At 31.7% G+C, this 23581-nt stretch carries 16 protein-coding genes; 13 read left to right on the plus strand and 3 right to left on the minus strand.

The window, feature by feature from the left end:
• Nucleotides 1-17 precede the first annotated feature (17 nt).
• From V6251_RS05455 to V6251_RS05470, 4 genes are all read left to right on the plus strand, one after another.
• Nucleotides 18-3494 carry a TIM-barrel domain-containing protein gene (locus tag V6251_RS05455; protein WP_341587344.1) on the plus strand — a complete coding sequence of 1159 codons (3477 nt, stop codon included), beginning with the start codon at nt 18-20 and terminating at the stop codon, nt 3492-3494.
• 7 nt (nt 3495-3501) lie between these two features.
• Nucleotides 3502-5175, plus strand: a complete 1674-nt coding sequence (locus tag V6251_RS05460) for an alpha-amylase family glycosyl hydrolase (protein WP_341587345.1) — start codon at nt 3502-3504, stop codon at nt 5173-5175.
• Nucleotides 5176-5183: 8 nt separating this feature from the next.
• Entirely contained in the window at nt 5184-6605 is a 1422-nt protein-coding gene (locus V6251_RS05465) for an alpha-amylase family glycosyl hydrolase (RefSeq protein ID WP_341587346.1), read from the plus strand.
• A 138-nt stretch (nt 6606-6743) separates the two neighbouring features.
• Nucleotides 6744-9125, plus strand: a complete 2382-nt coding sequence (locus tag V6251_RS05470) for a GAF domain-containing protein (RefSeq protein ID WP_341587347.1) — start codon at nt 6744-6746, stop codon at nt 9123-9125.
• Here V6251_RS05470 and V6251_RS05475 read toward each other — a convergent pair.
• The gene (locus tag V6251_RS05475; protein ID WP_341587348.1) at nt 9122-10387 is read right to left on the minus strand and encodes a Pycsar system effector family protein; all 1266 of its coding nucleotides are present in this window, start codon (nt 10385-10387) and stop codon (nt 9122-9124) included. The genes V6251_RS05470 and V6251_RS05475 overlap by 4 nt on opposite strands.
• 55 nt (nt 10388-10442) lie before the next feature.
• On the opposite strand from V6251_RS05475, the gene V6251_RS05480 reads away from it, so the two are divergent.
• Nucleotides 10443-14153, plus strand: coding sequence for a metallophosphoesterase (locus V6251_RS05480; protein WP_341587349.1), 3711 nt, complete (start codon nt 10443-10445; stop codon nt 14151-14153).
• Nucleotides 14154-14163: 10 nt separating this feature from the next.
• On the plus strand, nt 14164-15450 hold the full coding sequence (locus V6251_RS05485; protein WP_341587350.1) for a DUF2254 domain-containing protein: 1287 nt from the start codon (nt 14164-14166) through the stop codon (nt 15448-15450).
• Here the strand turns inward: V6251_RS05485 and V6251_RS05490 are convergent.
• Nucleotides 15445-16251, minus strand: a complete 807-nt coding sequence (locus tag V6251_RS05490; RefSeq protein WP_341587351.1) for a hypothetical protein — start codon at nt 16249-16251, stop codon at nt 15445-15447. The genes V6251_RS05485 and V6251_RS05490 overlap by 6 nt on opposite strands.
• A gap of 85 nt (nt 16252-16336) precedes the next feature.
• On the opposite strand from V6251_RS05490, the gene V6251_RS05495 reads away from it, so the two are divergent.
• Genes V6251_RS05495 through V6251_RS05505 form a run of 3 tightly spaced genes read left to right on the plus strand, consistent with a single transcriptional unit; the run spans nt 16337 to nt 18766 of the window.
• Complete coding sequence (locus tag V6251_RS05495) at nt 16337-17023, plus strand: glycerophosphodiester phosphodiesterase (protein WP_341587352.1); 687 nt, start codon at nt 16337-16339, stop codon at nt 17021-17023.
• Nucleotides 17020-18231: an NAD(P)/FAD-dependent oxidoreductase gene (locus V6251_RS05500; RefSeq protein ID WP_341587353.1), complete on the plus strand. Its 1212-nt coding sequence runs from the start codon at nt 17020-17022 to the stop codon at nt 18229-18231. The genes V6251_RS05495 and V6251_RS05500 overlap by 4 nt, the downstream gene beginning before the upstream one ends.
• A gap of 1 nt (nt 18232) precedes the next feature.
• The gene (locus V6251_RS05505; protein ID WP_341587354.1) at nt 18233-18766 is read left to right on the plus strand and encodes a DUF1697 domain-containing protein; all 534 of its coding nucleotides are present in this window, start codon (nt 18233-18235) and stop codon (nt 18764-18766) included.
• Here V6251_RS05505 and V6251_RS05510 read toward each other — a convergent pair.
• A complete protein-coding gene (locus V6251_RS05510; RefSeq protein ID WP_341587355.1) occupies nt 18763-19323 on the minus strand; it encodes a TetR/AcrR family transcriptional regulator in 561 nt (186 codons plus the stop codon). The two genes, V6251_RS05505 and V6251_RS05510, sit on opposite strands and share 4 nt — an antisense overlap.
• Before the next feature lie 207 nt (nt 19324-19530).
• Between V6251_RS05510 and V6251_RS05515 the strand changes: the two genes are divergently transcribed.
• The 4 genes from V6251_RS05515 (at nt 19531) to V6251_RS05530 (ending at nt 23546) form a co-directional block, all read left to right on the plus strand.
• Complete coding sequence (locus tag V6251_RS05515; protein ID WP_341587356.1) at nt 19531-20613, plus strand: diphosphomevalonate/mevalonate 3,5-bisphosphate decarboxylase family protein; 1083 nt, start codon at nt 19531-19533, stop codon at nt 20611-20613.
• A 27-nt stretch (nt 20614-20640) separates the two neighbouring features.
• On the plus strand, nt 20641-21570 hold the full coding sequence (locus V6251_RS05520) for a mevalonate kinase family protein (RefSeq protein ID WP_341587357.1): 930 nt from the start codon (nt 20641-20643) through the stop codon (nt 21568-21570).
• A gap of 145 nt (nt 21571-21715) precedes the next feature.
• Nucleotides 21716-22621 carry a geranylgeranylglycerol-phosphate geranylgeranyltransferase gene (locus tag V6251_RS05525; RefSeq protein ID WP_145006087.1) on the plus strand — a complete coding sequence of 302 codons (906 nt, stop codon included), beginning with the start codon at nt 21716-21718 and terminating at the stop codon, nt 22619-22621.
• A gap of 76 nt (nt 22622-22697) precedes the next feature.
• Nucleotides 22698-23546, plus strand: a complete 849-nt coding sequence (locus tag V6251_RS05530; RefSeq protein ID WP_341587358.1) for a pseudouridine synthase — start codon at nt 22698-22700, stop codon at nt 23544-23546.
• Nucleotides 23547-23581 lie beyond the last annotated feature (35 nt).

The following is a 23581-nucleotide window of genomic DNA, read 5'->3' on the forward strand; positions in this document are numbered from 1 at the left end:
ACTTTTAAAGATTAAACATGAAAAATTTATTATACATACTATCCTTCTTACTATTTCAATTCACCTTTGCACAGGTTACTATTGTAGTTGAAGAACTTCCAAAAGATACTCCACAAGATGCTTCTATATTTATTTCAGGAGATTTTGAAGGTTGGTCTGGAGGACATAAAGACTACCAATTACAACAAATAAATGGACAGTATCAAATAAAACTTCCTAAAACAGAACAACGTATTTTATTCAAGTTTACCTTAGGGAATTGGGAGACTTCAGAAAGTACCAATACAGGTGAAAAAATAGATAATCGTATCTATAAGTTTATAGAATCTAACGACACAATACATGTAAAAATCGCTGGTTGGAGCCATTTGTTTGAAACGAAGGAAGTTTCTACAGCTTCAAAAAATGTCTCCATTATTTCAGAAACTTTCAATATACCACAACTTAACAGAAAACGTCGTGTTTGGATCTATTTACCTCCAGATTATAACACATCAAAACAAGATTATCCTGTAGTGTATATGCATGATGGTCAAAATATTTTTGATGCTAAAACCTCTGGTTATGGTGAGTGGAATGTAGACGAAACTTTAGATAAATTATTTAAAGACAACCTAAAACTTATTGTGGTTGGTGTAGATAATGGTACTTCTAAACGTTTAGATGAATATTCTCCATGGGTAAACAACAAATATGGTGGAGGCGAAGGAGAAGCCTATGTCAATTTTATTGTAAACACATTAAAACCTTATATAGACACTAACTATAACACTAAAAAGGATAGAAATAATACAGCTATTTTTGGAAGCTCAATGGGAGGTTTAATTTCGCATTATGCTGCTTTAAAACACCCAACAGTTTTTGGTAAAGTAGGTGTGTATTCACCAGCATTTTGGTTTGCTCCAGAAGTAAATGAGTTTACTAAAAAGCATGCTAATCTTCAAAATACAAAAATGTACTTTTTAGCAGGTGGAAAAGAAGGTGAAAACGCAGGTTATAATGAGATTAGCCAAACCGTTACAGACATGAATAGTATCATTTCTATTTTAAAAAATAATGGTTTTCCTGAAAAAAATATACAATCTAAAGTCGTTCCTGAAGGAAAACATAATGAAGCGCTATGGGAAAACAATTTTGAGGAGGCTATTACTTGGCTGTTTGCAGATGCAATTCAAAAAAGAGAATTTAAATCTGTTGCATTTGAAAACAATCAATTACATATTCAGGTTTCCGATGGAAGCTATTCCATGCATTTTTACCATCCCGAAATTATCGAGACTACATTCTTGCCAACAGGAGAAGTATTTAATGAAAAATCACACGCAGTTGTTTTAGATAAAGCACTTTCTGATGTAAAATTTAATGAAACAGCTTCAGAGATTCGTTTTCAATCTGAAAAATTAAAAGTAAAAATCACCAAAGTACCTTTTCATATTTCGTATTGGAAAGATGGAGAGGAAGTGACTTCGGTAAAAAATGGCTATCAAAAAACGGATGCATTTGAAACTATTCATTTTAATTTAAAATCAGATGAAGTTTTATATGGTGGAGGCGCAAGAGCTCTAGGGATGAACCGAAGAGGAAACCGTTTAGAGTTGTACAATAAAGCACATTATGGGTATGAAGATAGAAGTGAGTTAATGAATTACACCATGCCAATTGTGGTGTCTTCTAACAAGTATCTTATTCATTTTGATAATGCACCCATTGGCTTTTTAGATTTAGATAGTAAAGGAGATAATACACTAACGTACGAAACGATTTCTGGTAGAAAAACCTATCAAGTGGTGGTTGGCGATTCTTGGTTAGATCTTACTAAAAACTATACTCAGCTTACAGGAACACAACCCATGCCACCACGTTGGGCTTTGGGTAATTTTTCAAGCCGATTTGGTTACCATTCTCAAGAAGAAGTAACTGCTACTGTAGAAAAGTTTAGAGAAGAGAATATTCCATTAGATGCTATAATTATCGATATTTTTTGGTTCGGAAAAACCGTCCAAGGTACCATGGGAAACCTAGCGTTTGATCGCGATTCTTTTCCAAACCCGAAACAAATGATAAAAGAATTAAAAGACAATAATGTTAAAACTGTTCTGGTAACAGAACCTTTTGTATTAACGACTTCTAATCGTTGGGACGAAGCGGTAAAAGCAGATGTTTTAGCTAAGGATTCTTTAGGAAACCCATTTACTTTCGATTTTTATTTTGGTAATACTGGTCTGATTGATATTTATAATCCGAAAGGCAAAAAATGGTTTCAAAACATTTACAAAGACTTGGCTAATTTAGGTGTTTCTGGTGTTTGGGGAGATTTAGGAGAGCCAGAAGTACATCCCAAAGGTTTACTTCATGCTACAGGAACAGCGGATGAAGTGCATAATATATATGGTCATCATTGGGCAGAATCTGTGCAAGAAATGTACACGCAAAACTTTCCAAACACAAGACCATTTATTTTAATGCGTGCAGGTAGTTCTGGATCCCAACGTTTTGGAATGATTCCTTGGTCTGGAGATGTAAACAGAACTTGGGGAGGATTACAATCTCAGCCAGAAATTGCACTGCAAATGGGATTACAAGGTTTGGCTTTTATGCATAGCGATTTAGGTGGTTTTGCTGGTAATAATTTAGATGACGAATTGTATACGCGATGGTTGCAATATGGCGTTTTTCAGCCAATTTACAGACCACATGCACAAGAAGAAGTGCCTGCAGAACCTGTTTTTAGAAGCGATAAAGCGAAAGCCTTAGCTAAAGCGTCTATCGAATTACGTTACAAATTATTGCCTTATAACTACAATTTAGTTTTCGAAAACAACCAAACAGGCGCACCATTAATGCGAGCCTTATTTTTTGAAGAGGAAGATAATTCGAAGTTGCAAACTATGGCATCGACTTACCTTTGGGGAAATGACTTTTTAGTCACGCCAATTGTAAATCCGCAACAAAAGGAAGTTGAAGTTTACTTTCCTAAAAGTAGTAATTGGTTCGATTTTTATACCAATAAAAAAGTAGAAGGCGGACAAACACTTTCGGTTAAAACAGAAGAAAATTACATTTCAACGTATGTTCGTGGTGGCGCTTTTATTCCAACAGCAAAGCCAATGCAAAGTACTGCAGAATATAATGGTAATAATGTAGACTTACATTATTATTTTGATGCTTCTGTCACTAATAGTAAAAGAACCTTATACAATGATGATGGAGCAACTAAAAATGCTTTTGAAAAAGGAAGCTATGAAATTCTAGAATTTGAAGCAGAAACCACTGCAAAGCTTTTAGAATTTGAGTTTGAAGCAGAAACAGGTGCTAATTACAAAACAACTACTAAAAACATAGATGTTGTAATTCATAATTTCCCAAAAGCACCTAAGCGTATTAAAAACAATAGGAAAAAAGTAGATTTCAGCTATAATGAAACGACTAAAACATTACGTTTTAATCTACAATGGGAAACGACTAAAAACCTTGAAACACAAATAAAATACTAAGTATAACATGAAAAAGAGCATACTTTTAATCGCATTATCTATTCTTGTTTTCGGTTGTAAAACTGATAAAAAAGCAAATCAAGATATCGCAGATAACATCAAAAAAGAAGAGGTTAAAACGCCTTTTGTTTGGGAAGCTGCAAATGTCTATTTTTTATTAACCGATCGTTTTAATAATGGTGATAAAACAAATGATGTTAATTATAACCGAACTAAAGAAACTGCTGTTTTACGAGGTTTTGAAGGTGGCGATTTACAAGGAATCACGCAAAAAATAGAAGACGGATATTTTACAAATTTAGGAATCAATGCCATTTGGATGTCACCAATTGTAGAGCAAATTCATGGCGCAACCGATGAAGGTACCGGAAACACCTATGGATATCATGGCTATTGGACTAAAGATTGGACTAATGTCGATGCCAATTTAGGAACCAAAGAAGATCTACAAAATCTAGTTGATGCTGCACATAAAAAAGGCATTCGTGTGTTGCTAGATGCGGTTATTAATCACACAGGTCCTGTTACAGATCAAGATCCTGTTTGGCCAAGTGATTGGGTTAGAACAGATCCACAATGTCAATACGATAATTACGAAAACACCGTTACTTGTACCTTAGTTAAAAACCTTCCGGACATTAAAACCGAAAGTAATGAAGCGGTAAATTTACCACCACAATTAGTAGAAAAATGGAAAGCTGAAGGTCGTTATGACCAAGAAGTTGCAGAACTAGATGCCTTTTTTAAAGCCACAGGTCATCCTCGTGCACCTCGTTTTTACATCATGAAATGGTTGAGTGATTACATTACAGATTTTGGTATTGATGGTTATAGAGTGGACACTGTTAAACATACAGAAGCTTTTGTTTGGCAAGAGTTTAAGGACGTTTGTGATAACGCTTTCGCGGAATTTAAGCAGCAAAACCCAAACAAAGTTTTAGATGATAATGACTTTTACATGGTTGGAGAAGTGTATAACTACGGAATTTCTTCAGGAAAAGCATTCGACTTTGGAGATAAAAAAGTCAACTATTTTGATGCTGCTTTTAATAGCCTAATCAATTTTGAATTTAAATGGAATTCAGCACAGCAAACCTACGAAGAACAATTTAAAAAATACGATAGTCTTTTACATACCAATCTTAAAGGTTATGGTGTTTTAAACTATTTAACGTCTCATGACGATGGACAACCTTTTGATAAAAATAGAGAGAAAACCTACGAAACTGCAACACGATTATTACTGTCTCCTGGAGCGTCGCAAGTATATTATGGAGACGAATTTGCAAGAGATTTAACTATAGAAGGCACTGTTGGAGATGCAACTTTAAGAAGTTTCATGAATTGGAATGAAATAGCACAGCAACAAGACTTGTTAATCCACTGGCAAAAATTAGGACAATTTAGACGTAATCATCCTTCGGTTGGAGCAGGAAAACATACCATGCTAAGTAATACACCTTACCTTTTTAGTAGAAGTTATGCCAAAGGCGATTTTAAAGATGACGTCATTATTGGTGTCGATATTCCTAAAGGAAAACATACTATTGATGTGTCTTCAGTTTTTAACGAAGCCTCACAAATCAAAGACTTCTATTCAGGAGAAATTCTAGAAGTTACAAACGGAAAAATTACAATTGAAACAGAATCTAACATCCTATTATTAGAAAATATTAAATAAAAATTCACATGAAAAAACTAATCTTATCCCTTGCAATACTTAGTGTTTTTGCTTGTAAAGAAGAGAAAAAACAAGAGGGAATTAAAGTTGTTACAGAAGAAAAAGTAGCAATACAACCTATTTCTGCTTCCGATTTAGAAACTGCTGTTATTTATGAAGCTAACATAAGACAATATTCACCTGAAGGGACTTTTAAAGCTTTCACAAAAGACATTCCGCAGTTAAAACAATTAGGTGTAAAAGTAATTTGGTTAATGCCTGTGTTTCCTATTTCAGAAACTAAACGTAAAGCTACAGGAGGAGAAGATAGTAAGTTTGCAACCGATTTTCCAGAAGGAGAACAAGACAAATATTTAGGTAGTTATTATGCGGTTTCCGATTTTACTAAAATCAATCCAGAATTTGGGACGATTGAAGATTTTAGAACATTATTAGCAACTGCTCATGATAACGGAATTTATGTGATTTTAGATTGGGTACCAAATCATACAGGTTGGGATCATACTTGGTTAAAAACTAATCCAGAATATTATACACAAAATGATAAAGGAGAAGTAGTACATCCTGTAGATACAGATTGGACAGACGTTGCCGATTTAAACTACGACAACCAAGAGATGCGTAAAGCAATGATTAAAGACATGAGTTATTGGTTGACAAATGAAGGTGTTGACGGATTTAGATGTGATGTTGCAGGATCTGTAGCAACCAACTTTTGGGAACAAGCGATACCAGAATTACGAGCTAAAAAAGACATCTTTATGTTAGCTGAAGCTTGGGAACCAGAATTATTAAAAGATGGTTTATTTGATATGGCTTACGGTTGGGATAGGCATCATGCCATGAATGCAATTGCAAAAGGAGAAAAGGATGCAACCGAATTTACTAATGCTTTACAAACCGATTTTGACCGTTACGCAAGTGACGATATTTTAATGAATTTTGTTACCAATCACGATGAAAACTCATGGAATGGTACCATTAAAGAACGTATGGGAGAAGCTAGTGAAATGATGACTGCTTTAGCTTATGTAACTCCAGGAATGCCATTAATTTATTCTGGTCAAGAGTATGATTTAGACCATAGATTATTATTTTTTGAAAAAGATAGTTTCCCTCATACCAAAGGAACCACTTGGAAATTATTAGAAAAATTAGCAACATTAAAACAGAATAATGCAGCTTTACATGGCGGAAAAGCTTCCGCTAAATACAACGCAATTGATAATGGAAAAGATGTAATTTCATTTTCAAGAACAAAAGATAATGAAGAGGTTGTATTTATTGCAAATGTTTCAAAAGAGAATACTAAAGTAAACCTTGTACAAAAAGGAACATATTTAGATTATTTGTCTAATAAAACCGTAGAATTAGATGGTGATGCAATCCCTTTAGCGGTTAATGAATTTAAGATTTTAGTTAAAAAGTAAAAGAATTAATAATTCTACTTCATAAAAATATAGAAAAGTGCCTGATGGTGCTTTTCTGGTTTAATTAATTGTCAGTTTTTACAAGAAAATGCGACTAATCATAATAATGCGTATTTTTGCATTACATTATTAGTATAAATGATCGATTTAAACGACAATATAAATTTACCTTTTTCGTTACAAATAAGTTTTAACAAACTTATTGAGCGCTATAATGACTTGGCTAAAAGTGAAGATTCCTTTATCGCAGCCAAAGCAAATCGCATATTAGAAATAGGACAGGCTAATCCTTTATTAAAAGAGGGATTTAGTAAGATTTCTGTATTGAAAAAATATGAGAAAGAAATCGCAATATTATTGGAAGATTCGTTTAGCGAGGTTTTAAGTCTAAATGAAATTAAAACAGCAAGTGTACCTTATCATAATTTTATTTTTAATGCTTCAAAACGTTTTGAAAATATAATAAAATCAGCTGGTCCTGATTTTGAATTGGTAATTAAAAATATGCCAGAAAATGATTGGTATATTCTTGGTTGTACGATTATAATGAGTTTTTGTTATAACTATGACACTAATTTTAAAAGGCCATTATATTATGAGATTCCGAATGAAAATGGTATTGTAAGAATTTACAAGATTACTTATAATGCAGATTTTATGGAAATTATTCCTACTGAAGCTGCTCCTAAATTAACTGATAAAGATTTTGACGAATTATTAGATAATTTTGAAAATATAGAGTTGTGGAAAGAAAAATTTCCTCCTAACAGTTATGTGTCAAAAGGATTTGTAATATCTAATATATTTGATGTTACGGACGACCAGTCTATTTCAAATATAAAAACAACCTTAATAAAAAACAGTAAACGTAAAGACGAAAGTTTTATGGTAGATTTTCAAAAAGTCTTCCGTTCGCTATTAGGGGTTACTGATTTGGAGGTCGGATTTTCTATTTATAATAAAGAAGAAAATACCTTAATGAAGGTGCATGATTCTAGTATTAATAGTTTCTTGCTTAAAGCTAAAGAAGAGTTTAAGTGTGAGAACTTATTTTGTCATTATAGTTATGATAAGATTTTAAAAAGTAAAACAAACTTTGCTATATCAGATGTAGATGCTAATTTAAAAAAATCAAAAGGTAAGTCTCCGCAGGTTAAAGTTTTAAAAGATCAAGGTTTTAAAAGTGCTATTTTTGCTCCAATAGCAGAACAAGGTGATTTACTTGCTGTTTTGGAGTTAGTATCTAAGACGCCCAAAGCATTAAATAGCATTAATGCAAATAAACTAGCAGACGTTATGCCTTTTATTTTATCTGCTGTCAAGCGTTCTAAATTAGACGAGGAAAACTTAATTCAAGCTATTATACAACGCGAATGTACTTCTATACATCCAAGTGTAAAATGGAAATTTGAAAGTGCTGCACGTAAGTTTATGCAAGAGGAGTATAATGGTAATGAAAACCCATCTTTTAATAAAATTAGTTTTGATAATGTTTATCCATTATTTGGTCAGATAGATGTTAAAGGGTCGTCTGATGCTAGAAATAATGCAACACAAAAAGATTTAGCACTTCAATTAAAATTAGTAGAAAAGATTGTTGAAAAAGCTTTTGATCATCAAAATTTACCAATTTTTGAGCAATTATTATTTCAGGTTAAAAGTTATCAAATTGCTTTAAAAAATGATTTTAAAGTTGATAGTGAGCAAAAAATCACTCATTTTTTTAAATATGAAATAGAGCCACTTTTTAAATTTCAACTTAAATCAAAATCATTTATAACCCAAGACATTGACGATTATTTTGCTAAAGTAGATGCTAATCTTGAAGTTATATATTATTATCGTAAAAATTATGATGATACTATTAGCTTGATAAACAAAAATATGTCTGCCTTGTTAGATAAAAAACAAGTAGAAGCACAGGCTATGTATCCTCACTTTTTTGAGCGTTTTAAAACGGATGGTGTTGAGCATAATATGTACATTGGAGAGTCCATTACAAAAGAAGATTCGTTTAACGAGTTGTACTTATATAATTTAAGATTGTGGCAAATGCAAGTCATGATTGATATGGAAACGTCTTTTTACACCAAACAGCACAAATATCCTATCGCGCTTGATGTTGCATCAATGATTTTAGTGTTTAATCAACCGTTATCTATTAGATTTAGAGCAGATGAGAAACACTTTGATGTGGATGGTACTTATAATGCAAGATACGAGGTGGTTAAAAAACGTGTTGATAAAGCTAATATTAAAGGTACAGACGAGCGCATTACTGCTAAGGGTAAGTTAACAATTGTCTATTCTCAGCAAGAAGATGAATTTGAATACTTAAAATATGTTAGATTTTTACAATCAAAGCATAAATTAGGTGATGAGGTAGAAATATTAGAGTTAGAGGATTTGCAAGGAGTAACTGGCTTAAAAGCTATTAGAGTTAATATCTTGTATCAAGACCAAAACAATACAAAGCAGTTTTACACGTATAACGATTTAATGCAGGCTATAAAATCCTAACCAACTAAAAGTTGGTTAAGATTTTGAGGTAATATGTATTGTATTTGCGATGTTGTATCTAATACATCCTGAATATTGACACCTGGATTGTTTTTTACAGCAATACCAAACGCAAGTAGCGATATAATAATACCTATCATAAATACAGTGTATGTTATTCTTAATAAACGGTATTTTCGTTCTAAAACAATTCCTAAAAAATACAAATCTTTAGTCAGAGACTTGTAAATGTACTCTTTGTCATTTATCATTTCATTAATAGCCCATTCAAATTCGTTGAGTTTCATTTTATGAAAATTCCCAAAAAACGTTAAGTTAACTTCTTTGTTTTTTACATCTTCTTTAGTGAATTGACCACTAGTTACATTTGGTCGTGTAGCAATTATAGACATTACCATTGATACAACACTAAACAGAGTAAAAATCACAGTAGGCCAAGTTAGATAAGGGTTGGTGTCTAATTTAGAAATTAAATTAGCCAATACAACCGATATTATAATAGCATTAACAGATAATAAGATGTTGGCTTTAGTGTCCGCAATGTCACTTAATTTAATGTGATTTCGTAACGCAGTTCTGTAAAACGACTGAATAGCACGTTCTGGACTTTCGTTTTTATATTGGGCTTTGTACTTAGCCTTTAGCTCTTCTGTGTTTTGTTTCTTTTTTTGTTTCTTCTTTGCAAGGATTAGCTTAGCAAGATTTTTCTCTTTTCTTTGTTGCCAATTTTGTAAGGCATAATCCGTATAATAACTGTGTTTTTTAGATAAGACTTTAATGTTCTCGTCAAGCCATTCTCTTGGTGTGTAGTTTGCAATACCTGCTAATTCTAACTCTTTTCTTAAAAACTCGCTAGCTTCCGGAAAATATTTTTTTCCAAAATGAGAGGCATCAGCATCGCGTAAAATTTTCTCTAATTCGGTTTCTGGCTTACTATCAAATTTTGTAGCTAGTATACAATCTTCAACAGCTTTAATAGTTTTTTCGTCTACATTTTCTGTAGTCAAAAATTCTCTAGCTATTTGTGCACTAACCTCCTCATGGCCTTCTCTTTTTTTAGTATAGCCTACATCATGTAATAATGCTGCTAATTGAAGTATTTGCGCATCATTAACATCAATTTTAGAGTTTTCTATAATTTCTTTCGTACTTTTAAATACTCGTAAGGTATGCGTGTGATTGTGATAGACTATCGTGTTTGGTAGCTCATTTTTAAGGAGTTCAAATACAAAAGCTTCGGTTTTTTCAATTAGTTTTGACATGAGTGCATAATTATTCTTATCCAAAGTACTAAAAAAATAAAACTCTCAACCTTTAATGACAAAAAATAACATATTTCTAACGTTTGTTTTAGCTTTTCTATTGACTAATTGTGCCAGTTTTGAGGCGCAATATAAATCAGAAGATAAAACAGTAGTTGCATTACCAAATAAACCAATTGACAAAACGTTTTACTTGGTTGGTGATGCAGGAAAATCACCAATGGGTGGATTTAGTAGTGGGTTAACTGCATATAAAAATCTAATAAAACAGAAAGATACCAAAGGTGATTATACTATATTTTTAGGAGACAATATTTATCCTGCAGGTCTACCAACAAAGGAAGATCCTTATTATGACGAAGCTAAAAACCATTTGCAAGCACAAGTAAATGCTGTTTCTGGTTTTAATGGTGAAGTGTTGTTTATTCCTGGAAATCACGATTGGTATGCAGATGGTTTAAATGGTTTAAAAGATGAAGAAAAATTTATTGAAGACGCATTGGGTAAAAACACATTTCAGCCAGAAAACGGTTGTCCGTTAGAAGTGGTCGAGGTTAGTGATGGTATTGAGTTAATTATCATTGACACACAATGGTATTTAGAAAACTGGAATGATCATCCAACTATAAATGATGAGTGTGAAATTAAAACAAGAGAACGTTTTTTATTAGAATTAGAAGGCGAGTTTAAAAAAGCACAAAATAAAACTGTTGTAGTTGCTATGCATCATCCCATGTATACTAATGGTACTCATGGTGGATTTTATAGCGCAGATAAACATTTGTACCCTACACAAAGTAAAATTCCAGTTCCAATATTAGCTTCTTTTTTAACGCAAGTTAGAACACAAGGTGGTGTGTCTATTCAAGATAGGTATAACGAGCGTTATAATAAGATGATGAATCGTATTGAAACCTTAGCTTTAGAGTATACAAATATAATTTTTACATCTGGACACGAACACAATTTACAATACATAGAAAATAATGGAATCAAACAAATTGTATCAGGTTCTGGCGCTAAACAATCTGGAGCAGCCTTAAGTAATAATGGTTTATTTGCCTATGGTAAACAAGGTTTTGCAACACTAACAGTATATAAAGACGGAAGTAGTTATGTTAGTTTTTATGGTGAGGATAATGAGCAGCCAAAACTGTTATATACCAAACAGATTGCTGAAAAAAACGCGTCTGAATTTGATTTATCAACATTACCAGATAGCTTTTTACCGACTATTCAAGCCTCAATTTATACTGAAGAAGAAACCAAAAAAACAGGTGTTTATAAAACATTTTTTGGAGAGAAATATCGTGATATCTATAGCCAAAAAGTAGAGGTTCCTGTTGCTACATTAGATACGCTTTATGGTGGTCTAGAAATTGTAAGAGAAGGTGGAGGTCACCAAACACGATCTTTAAGATTGCAAACAAAAGATGGTCGACAATTAAATATGCGTGCGTTGCGTAAAAGTGCTACACAGTATTTGCAAACGGTTTTGTTTAAAGAAACATACTTAAAAGATGATTTTGATAAAACTAAAGTCGAAGATTTAATATTAGATTTTTACACAGCAGCACATCCTTATGCGTTTTCAGTAGTTCCAGATCTGTCACATGCAGCAGGTGTGTACCATACTAATCCTAAATTGTTTTATATACCAAAACATAAATATTTAAAGGATTACAACTATAACTATGGTGGCGAATTATATTTAATTGAAGAACGTCCTGAAGATAATTATACAGATGAAAAAAACTTTGGTTATGCAGATGATATTGAAAGTACGCATGACATTATTAAAAAAATTAGAACTGATGAAAAATATAAAATAGACGAAAATGCTTTTATTAGAGCACGCCTTTTTGATATGCTTTTAGGAGATTGGGATAGACACCAAGACCAATGGAGATGGGCTCAGTTTAACCAAGATAATGGAGATAAATTATATAAACCTATTCCTAGAGATAGAGATCAAGTGTTTTCTAATTTTGATGGTGCTTTATTAGATTTTATGCGTTTTATTTCTGGATCAACTAAACAGCTTCAAGTGTATGATGGTGAGTTGAAGGATATAAAATGGATGAATAGTGCAGGTATTAAATTGGATAAAGTGTTAATTCAAAATTCTGATAAATCTGTTTGGATTAAGCAAGCACAATACTTGCAAGATAATATTACAGATGCTGTTATTGAAGAAGCTTTTAGTAAAGTTCCAAAAGAAGTACAAGAAGAATCTTTATTGCAGATAAAAACATTTTTAAAAGAAAGAAAAAATAACTTACTAGATATAGCAGAGCGTTATTCTGATTATCTTAATCAATTGGTGATACTAACTGGTACAGATAAGGATGATTATATTGAAGTTAATAGGATTGCAGATAATAAAACGCAAGTTGTAATTTCAAGAATAAAAGATGGTAAAAAAGCAGATGTTATAGTAGATCGTACTTTTGATAAGGATATAACTAAGGAGTTATGGATTTATGCTTTAGATGATGATGATATAATTGAAGTTAGCGGTAAAGCTAGTAACTTGATTTTTACACGTATTATTGGTGGGCAAAATAACGACGAATATATTATTAATAATGGAAGACGTGTACGTATTTATGACCATAAATCAAAACCAAATACCATAACAAAAAACAATGGAGCTAAGGTTAAATTTACAGATATTTACAACAATAACCTGTTTGATTTTCAGAAAAATATAGTTAAAACAAGTGTGGTTACCCCAAGTCTTGGGTATAATCCAGATGATGGTTTTAAAGTAGGTGTTGGCTTAAATTATACTGTCAAAGGATTTTCTCGTAACCCATACTCGCAACAACATCGTTTTAAAAGTGGTTACTTTTTTGCAACTAGTGGTTTTAGTTTAAATTATGATGGTGAATTTGCAAACCTTTTTGGCGAATGGAACTTACATGTTGCAGGACAGCTAACCAGCGAGAATTTTACTAATAACTTTTTTGGTTATGGTAATGAAACCGTTAATAATGATGATGACTTAGATTTAGATTATAATAGAATTAAAACAAGTATTTATGCTGCTAGTGTAGGAGTCCTTAAAAAAGGAGATTTTGGATCTGATTACGGAATAAAAATAACTACAGAAGCTGTAGAGATTGGAGAAACACCAGACCGTTTTATTGAAACACAAGAACCGTCTGTAAACACAACAGACTTTTATAATAGACGCTTTTTCGCAGGTTTAGAAGGGAATTTTAATTATCATAGTTTTGATAATGCTATAAATCCATCCAGAGGGATGACCTTTGATTTAGGTGTAGGAGGTAAAACCGAAGTTAAAGACTCTAAATATACATACGGATTTGTAAATACTGCTTTAGGGTTTTACAACGCGCTGTCTACAAACAGAAAACTAGTTTTAAAAACAGATGCAAGAGCACAAATGCGATTTGGTGATGATTTAATATTTTATCAAGCAGCAAATATTGGTGGAGCTAATGGACTACGTGGTTACAGGTTACAACGTTTTACAGGTCAAAACAGTTTAACTGGTAGTGCAGATATTAGATATAGCTTTAATCAGTTTAAAACAAAAACGTTACCATTACAATTAGGTGTCTTTGTTGGAGGTGATGTAGGACGTGTCTGGACAAAAAATGATGCATCAAAAATTTGGCATAATGATTATGGTGTTGGATTTTGGGTAACTGCAGCAGACAGCGTTTCTGGGACATTTAACTTTTTTAATAGCGAAGAAGGATTACGTTTTTCTTTTGGATTTGGATTAAATTTTTAAAACCCAATTAATGAAAAATGTTATAGTTAATGGTTTTGAATATTTAAAAAAACTTGAAAGTAAAATAGCTTTTTACCCTTCGGTTTATAGCCTGACAGGGTTACTGTTTACATTTTTTATGTACTATGCAGAAAATAGAGGTATATCGTCTTATTTAGTAGACAACGTACCTCTGTTGGTTATAAATAATTCAGAAACTGCATTTAATATTTTAACTACGTTTATTGCTGGACTAATCTCAATAATGGTTTTTAGTTTTTCCATGGTAATGATATTGTTAAATCAAGCATCAAGCAACTTTTCGCCTAGAGTATTACCTGGTTTAATATCTAATAAGCGTCATCAAAAAATATTAGGTATATATAACGCAACGTTACTATTTTGCATATTTACTATGGTAGGTATAGAGCCTGATGGAGGTGAGAACCAATTGCCTGGCTTTTCAGTATTATTGGCTATTGTATTTATGGTTATCTGCTTAGGTGCTTTTATTTATTTTATACATTCCATTTCGCAAGAGATTCAGGTTCATAGTATCATGCAACGTATATTTGATGAGGCTAAAAATAGACTTGATAAACTTATACATTCAGAAGAAGATACAACTCAAGGGTTTCCAAATACGGATGAATGGACGGTTTATAAGTCTCCAACAACAGGCTTTCTACAAGATATTATATTAGACCCTTTTAGTCAACATGCAAAACAAAATGACAATCAATTTGAAATTGTAGCAATTAAAGGACAATACATATATAAGGACAAGCCTTTATTTAAATGTAAAACAAAACTTAAAGACGAAGCTCTTGAAGATTTACTAGCTTATTTTCTTTTTTCTAGAGACGAGATTATAGAAGATAACTACGTTTTAGGCTTTAAACAAATTACCGAAATTGCTGTAAAAGCGATGTCTCCTGGTATTAATGATCCTGGAACAACTATTATTGCGATAGATTATCTTGCAGAACTTTTTCAAAGCAGAATGTTTAAAAACGATATAAGTATCTTGTTGGAAGATAATAAACCAGTAGTAAAAATTTCCTCTGTGACATTTAAAGAGTTACTGTATTTTGTAATGGCTCCAATTAGGACTTATGCAAAGCACGACGTTATTATAGTTAATAAATTAATTAACCTATTTCAGCATTTAGCATTTAATATAGATTGTGATAATAAAGGCTATTTAGCAGATATTGATAACGAAGTTAAACGCTTATCAATAGATGCTAATAGTGCTATAAGTAATCAGGAGGATTTAAAATTAATAAACGACAGGTTAAAATCTTTTAATCTATAATTTAAACTTATAAATATTATTATCTTCTTTACCAGAGTCCTCGTCTGTAATATAAATAGACGTGTTATTTATAAAGCAAATACCTTCTTTTTGACTATCATGATTTAATGAGATGCTCTCTACATTACCATCAAAAAAAGCATCGAATTTAAAGTTTGTAAGTTTCCAAATTCTATCATGATTTAATAGTATAATGGTAGAGCCATCAGGACTGATGTCTGCAGATGTTACACGTGTATCTTTTCCTTTTAGTTTGTAGTCTGTAACGTGCGTTGCCACGTGAGACCCAATGGTATTTGGTACTTTAATAACCATTGTTTTTTTATTCTCTTTACTAAAAATATAAAAGTCATTATTCCATAAAAAGAAAGCTTCAAAATCTTCAGACTTAATATCATCAGGTAATGTAAAGCGTATAGTTTCAGCTTCGGTTTTGTCCTTAATGTTTGCTATGTTATTGACTTTATATATAAAAAAGTGGTCTCGTTTTCTTGAGTTATTTCCAAAATCTCCAATGTATAAATTACCATTGGTGTCAGCAGCTAAGTCTTCCCAGTCATGGTTTTTAATATTGCTAATATCTATATCTTTAATAATATTACCTTTTTTGTCTAAACCATACACATTGTTTTTATTACCTGCATCCTCAATAGTCCAAATTAAATCAGATCCACTAATTAATTGTGCTGCAGAAGCTTCGTCCAAATCACCATCTATGGATCCTACTACAGTTAGTTTTCCTGTATTGCAAGACATAAAAAGTAATGCTAAAACTAGTATTGGTTTTAAATGAAAAGTCATAAATTGTCATGTTTAAAATAAGATTAAATATAGGCATATAACAAGTCAGACTAAAGTTTGTAATCTTAAAGTATTTATAAAATTAATGAACAAAATATTAAAATTTGGTCATAGAGGAGCAAAGGGTCATGTGACAGAAAATACCATGGAGTCAATCCAAAAGGCTTTGGATTTGGGTGTCGATGGGATCGAAGTTGATGTACACGTGTGCAAAACAGGAGAGCTAGTTGTTTTTCATGATTTTACGTTAGATAGAATTACGGATGGTACAGGAGAAATTGGTAAATTTTCGTTATCGGAATTAAAGCATTTAAAGGTTGAAAATCTATATAGCATCCCAACGCTAACTGAAGTATTAGATTTAATTGATAATAAAATTTGTATAAATATTGAATTAAAAGGCGAACATACCGCTAATCCAACTTGTGCTATAATTAAAGATTACGTGGATAATAAAAATTGGACAATGGACCATTTTATTGTTAGTAGTTTTCAAGAAAAAGAGTTGCTTGACGTGTTTAGTTGCAACCCTAATATAGCATTAGGCGTTTTAACAAAAGCAAGTGTAAATCAAGCAATTGCTTTAGCTAAGCGGATTAATGCAAAAGCAATACACCCTAATTTAGCATTGTTAAGCAAGGACAATGTTAAACAAACACAAGATCAAGGTTATAAAGTTAATGTGTGGACAGTCAACACTAAGCAAGCTATTGCACGTATGAAAAGCTATAATGTTGATGCTATAATAAGTGATTTTCCAGATAGATTATGAAACAGTACGATGTAATAATAATAGGTGGTGGTGCAGCTGGTTTTTTTGCAGCAATTAATATTGGCGAGTTGTATCCCAATTTAAAAATAGCTATTTTAGAAAGAGGTAAAGATGTACTAGGTAAGGTTAAGGTCTCTGGTGGTGGACGTTGCAATGTAACACATGCCGAGTTTGTTCCGCAAGAATTAACCAGTTACTATCCAAGAGGAGAAAAGGAACTTTTAGGACCTTTTCATACCTTTATGACAGGAGATACTATGGAGTGGTTTGAAAATAGAGGTGTGTCATTAAAAATTGAAGACGATGGACGCATATTCCCAACCAGTAATAATTCGCAAACCATTATTGATTGCTTTTTAAACGAAGCTGATAAATATAATGTTGAGGTATTAACAAATCAATCCGTAACAAGTTTTAGTCCAATCGACCAGCAATGGGAAGTGGTTACAAAATCGGACCAATTTACAGCTCAAAAACTTATTGTTGCTACAGGAAGTAATCCTAAAATTTGGTCTTTTTTAGAGCAGTTAGGGCATACTATTATTAAGCCAGTACCTTCATTGTTTACTTTTAATATTAATGATGCAAGGATTAAAGATATTCCAGGTGTTGTGGCTCAAAACGTAACAGTTAAAGTAATAGGGACTAAGTTAGAGTCTTCTGGTCCTTTATTAATTACACATTGGGGAATGAGTGCGCCTTCCATATTAAAACTATCAGCTTTTGGTGCTTTAGATTTGGCTAAAAAAGAGTATAAATTTGATATTGAAGTTAATTTTGTTAACCAAGATTTTGAGGACGTGCTGTCAGATTTAAAAACATATAAGCAAGACTTGTCTAAAAAAACAGTGTTTAAAGCAGCGCAATTTGATATGCCAAAACGGTTATGGAAAACGTTAGTTGAAGCTGCAGGAATAACTGAAGATACGCGTTGGGCAGATTTAAATAAATCCCAATTAGATGATTTAGCTGGTCAATTAACTACAGCAATTTTTAAAGTAGACGGGAAAAGTACGTTTAAAGAAGAATTTGTTACAGCAGGAGGAATAGATTTAAAGGAAGTTAATTTTAAAAATTACCAAAGTAAATTGCATAGTAACCTATATTTTGCTGGCGAAATTATTAATGTTGATGCCTTAACAGGTGGGTTTAATTTCCAAAATGCATGGACAGGAGCTTACATTGTGGCTAAAAATATTGAGATTTAGTATGGAGACTTTTTTTATATTTTTAAGAGGTATTAATGTTGGAGGACACAACAAAATAAAAATGCTAGATTTACGTCAAGTGTTATCAGATATAGGCTTTAATGATGTAAAAACGTATATTCAAACAGGTAATATTATACTAAAAACGGATTTAAAAGACAAAGCAATTATAACCAGTAAAATAGAGGAGTCTATTTTAAATCATTTTGGTTTTAACATACCAACTCTAGTAAAAACAAAAGCAGACCTTGATTTAATTTTAAAAAAATGTCCTTTTACTGATGCAGAAAAAGAAAACAGCTATTTTGCTCTACTTTATAACGCTCCAAGTCAAAGTCAAATCACAACATTATCAAGTTATGATTTTCCAAATGAAAAATTTACAATAACTAACCAGTGTATCTATCTTTATTCAAGTGTAGGTTATGGAAGGACTAAGGCAAACAGTAATTTTTTTGAAACTAAATTAAAAATCAAAGCTACCGCCAGAAATTTTAAAACACTTACTAAGGTAGAGTCGCTAATAAAAAATTAGTTTTTGTTTCTAATAGCATCCCAAGACATTTCTATTGCTAGATCTATTTCGGCTTTTGTCATTTCCAATTCTTCGTTACTCTTAAGTCTAACTGCAGATATTACGGTTCCAAAAGCCATTTGCAAAATTAATCTTATAGGTACATTTCTAACATGCTTTTCTTCAATTCCTTTTAAAAAGAAATCTCTAATGTTAGCAATATAAGGTACAGATTGATTAACAATCTCTTTAGATATAATTGGTGGTGCAGCAACGTACTCGATAAATTGAAAAGCTAAGGGGTTTCCAACAAAGTAGTTGTACAAATTGGACCACATGGATTCAAATTGTGCTTTAAAATCGCCTTCAGGTAAATTAGCCATTAAAACCACACCATAATCTTGAACAATCATCATGTATAGTTCTTGTATAACCTCATTTTTATTTTCAAAATAATGGTATATCGTACCAACAGCTACATTAGCTTCTTTGGCGACTTGAGACATAGGTGTAGCGTGTACACCTTGTTTAACCACTAATTCTAACATAGTGATTATTATGCGTTGTTTTTTGTCCATTTAGACAGGTTGTATTTTATGGTAAAAAGCGGTGAGGCGAAGTTTTAAGGGAACTTTTTTACCTATCAGTTAACATTATATATTTTTTTAGAAAGACAAACGATTTGTTAAGGGTTGTTAATAAGTAAATTGAATGTTCATTCGGTAGTCAAAATTAATAAATTAGTTTAAATATTAAAGCTATATTTGTATAAATTTAATTATTAGATGGATTTATCACGTTTTTTATTAAAAAACTATCAAAATAAGCTAAATAACGGAAGTGTAACTTGGTCTTCTCCAAGTAATATTGCACTAGTTAAATATTGGGGAAAAAAAGAACATCAAATTCCAGAAAACCCATCAATCAGTTTTACTTTAGATTCTTGTAAAACAATTACTGAGTTGCACTATATTAAAAAGCAAAAAGGTAATAATAGTTTTGATTTTAAGGTTTTTTTAGATGAAGAATTAAAGCCTGACTTTCATCCTAAAATCGAAACGTTTTTTAAGCGTATTGAAAGTTATGTGCCTTTTTTAAAAGAATTTGAGTTTACTATTAAAACTAAAAACACGTTTCCTCATAGCTCTGGTATTGCATCTTCCGCATCAGGTATGAGCGCTTTAGCTTTGTGTATAATGAGCATAGAAAAACAATTAAATCCAGAATTATCTCAAGCGCATTTTATCCAAAAAGCATCCTTTTTAGCAAGATTAGGATCAGGTAGTGCTTGTAGGAGTTTGGAAGGCGATTTAGTAGTTTGGGGTAAACACCCAAAAATTGAAGGTAGTAGCGATTTGTTTGGTGTAAAATATCCGTATAAAGTTCACGATATTTTTAAAAACTATAACGATACCATATTATTGGTCGATAAAGGAGAAAAACAGGTAAGTAGCACAGTTGGTCATAATTTAATGCATGGACACCCATTTGCTAGCCAACGTTTTGATCAAGCAGTAGACAACATAACTGCAATCAAATCAATTTTAGAAACAGGAGAATTAAATCAGTTTATTGCTTTAGTCGAAAGTGAAGCCTTGACGCTACACGCTATGATGATGACAAGTATGCCTTATTTTATTTTAATGAAACCTAATACGCTAGAAATTATTAATAAAATCTGGCAATTTAGGAAAGATACAGGGTTGCCTGTTTGCTTTACTTTAGATGCTGGTGCTAATGTACATGTCTTATATCCAGATAAATATAAAGATAAAATTTATGAATTCATTAAGGAACAGTTAGTTGCATATTGTCAAAACGGTCACTATATTTGTGATAAAATTGGTTTTGGCGCAAAACAGTTGTAACTTTATAAAACCAATGCTTAATTGCTTATGAAAGGCCCTTTATTTTATTCAAAAATTTTATTATTCGGAGAGTACGGTATTATTAAAGACTCTAAGGGTCTGTCAATACCTTATAATTTTTATAATGGTGCGCTAAAAATGGAGGACAATCCATCGGAAGTAGCGCAACAATCAAATCAAAGTTTACAACGCTTTGCAGACTATTTATCTAAAATAGACGATTCATTAGTCGTTTTTGATATACAGTCATTAAATAAAGACGTTAAAGCAGGTATGTACTTTGACTCTTCAATTCCCCAAGGATATGGAGTTGGTAGTAGTGGTGCGTTAGTTGCAGCTATATATGATAAGTATGCGCAAGATAAAATTACTGTCTTAGAAAACTTGACACGTGAAAAGTTGTTAACGCTTAAGGCTATTTTTTCTGAAATGGAATCTTTTTTTCACGGAAAATCTTCGGGATTAGATCCTCTTAATAGTTATTTAAGCTTACCAATTTTAATAAATTCTAAAGAAAATATTGAAGCTACAGGTATACCAACGCAAAGTAGCGATGGTCAAGGTGCTGTGTTTTTGTTAGACTCTGGTATTATTGGAGAAACTGCTCCAATGGTAAGTATCTTTATGGAAAACATGAAGCAAGAAGGGTTTAGAACAATGCTTAAAAATCAATTTATAAAGCACACAGATGCGTGTGTAGATGACTTTTTAAAAGGAGATATAAAATCGCTGTTTAAAAATACCAAGCAGTTATCTAAAGTAGTGTTAAATAACTTTAAACCAATGATTCCGGCTCAGTTCCATGAGTTATGGAAAAACGGAATAGAGACTAATGACTATTACTTAAAACTTTGTGGTTCTGGTGGTGGAGGTTATATCTTAGGTTTTACACCTGATATTAAAAAAGCGCAATTAGCCTTAAAAGACTATAAATTAGAAGTGGTTTATAATTTTTAATTAACACCATTATTTTTTGAAAACAGAACTAAATCATTTTTCAATAAGCTTATTCGTTTGGCAATTATTCATGATTTTGCTGTTATTAGCATTCATCGTTTTGGTTTATAAGATTTATAAAAAAATTACATCTAATAAATAGTTAATGCTCACTAGAAAGCAAAAACATATACTTATCAAGTTTTTTAGTATGTTTTCTGTAATTAGAGGCTATAATATACTAGTTGTAGTCCTTGCGCAATATTTAGCGTCAATTTACATTTTTGCTTCGGACAAACCACTAAAAAAGGTGTTGTTTGATGTTAATCTGCTAATGCTAGTGTTAGCAACAGCAGCTGTAATTGCTGGAGGATATATAATTAATAATTTTTACGATTCTGAAAAAGATTTAATTAACAGGCCTAACAAAACAATGTTGGATAAGTTAGTAAGTCAAAATACTAAGTTGTCTTTTTATTTTGTGCTTAATTTTTCAGCAGTAGTGATGGCTAGTTACGTGTCTTTTAAGCCAGTATTATTCTTTTCGTTTTATATTTTTTCAATTTGGTTTTATTCACATAAACTAAAAAAAATGCCTATTGTAGGTAATGTTGTGTCGTCAATATTGACATTAACACCATTTTTTGTAATTTTTGTCTACTATCATAATTTTAAGTCAGTAGTATTTGTTCATGCTACGTTTCTATTTTTAATAATTGCTATAAGAGAATTAACTAAGGATTTGGAGAATATAAAAGGAGACTTAACACTAAACTATAGGACTATCCCAATTGTATATGGTGAGCGCACATCCAAAAAAATGATTAGTGTTTTGGTAATAGCGACGTTGTTTCCGGTTTATTTTTTAATAGCAAAATTTGATATTGGATACATGTATCTGTATTTTTATGTTTGCGAGGCTCTTTTGGTTGTCTATTTATTTTTATTATGGCGATCAGTGACTAAAACACACTATTTGTGGTTGCATAATATCTTAAAAATAATAATCGTAGCAGGAGTGTTTAGTATACTGCTAATCAATATTGATTTAGTTTTAAATCGAATTCTTTAATGGTTAAATCATTAACATTCATACGATAATTAACAACAGATGAAAAATTCGTTGTAGATTTGCAAAAAATTATATTATGAGTAGACATAAAGGTGGTAATGATAAAGGAAAGTCTTCAGGACGAGGAAGTGATAATGCTAAAAGCAAAACTTTTGCTAGAGGTAATGCACCTATAAAAAAGAAAGTCACTCCAAAAGCAAAGCCTACAAGCGCTACTAACTCTGATTTAATCAGGTTAAATAAATACGTTGCTAATTCTGGGATGTGCTCTCGAAGAGAAGCTGATCAACACATTGCAATGGGTTTAGTTACCGTAAACGGTAAAGTTGTGGTAGAGATGGGTTATAAAGTTAAGCTAGAGGATGAAGTAAGATACGATGGAGCTAGAATTAATCCAGAAAAGAAGGCTTACGTTTTATTAAACAAGCCAAAAGGGTTTGCTACAACTACAAGTGAACAAAAAGGTAGAACCGTTATGGACTTAGTAGCTAATGCTTCAAGTTCTAGAATTAAGCCAATAGGACGTTTAGGGCGTAACTCTACAGGTTTATTACTTTTTACTAACGACGAAAAGATTGTAGCACGTTTTACTAATTCTAATAAAGGTGTTGAAAGATTATTTCATTTAGAGTTGGATAAAAACTTAAAAATGGAAGATCTTAAAAAAATTAGAGAAGGTTTTAAGGTTGAAGGTAAACAAGTTGGTGTTGAAGAAATTGACTATGTAAATAATACAAAGAATGAAGTTGGTGTAAAAATTAAAAACACAGGAAACACTATTTTGCATACAATATTTGAGCATTTAAAATATGAATTAGTTAGAATTGATTGTGTTCAAATAGCGCATTTAACTAAAAAAGATATACCACGAGGTAATTGGAAAATATTATCAGAGCAAGAGGTTAACACATTAAAAATGATGTAGTTTATACCCTTGATAAAACAAAAAAAACTCGCTTT

The organism is Olleya sp. Ti.3.14, from assembly GCF_038154885.1.
In the GTDB taxonomy this organism is placed as follows: Bacteria; Bacteroidota; Bacteroidia; order Flavobacteriales; family Flavobacteriaceae; genus Olleya.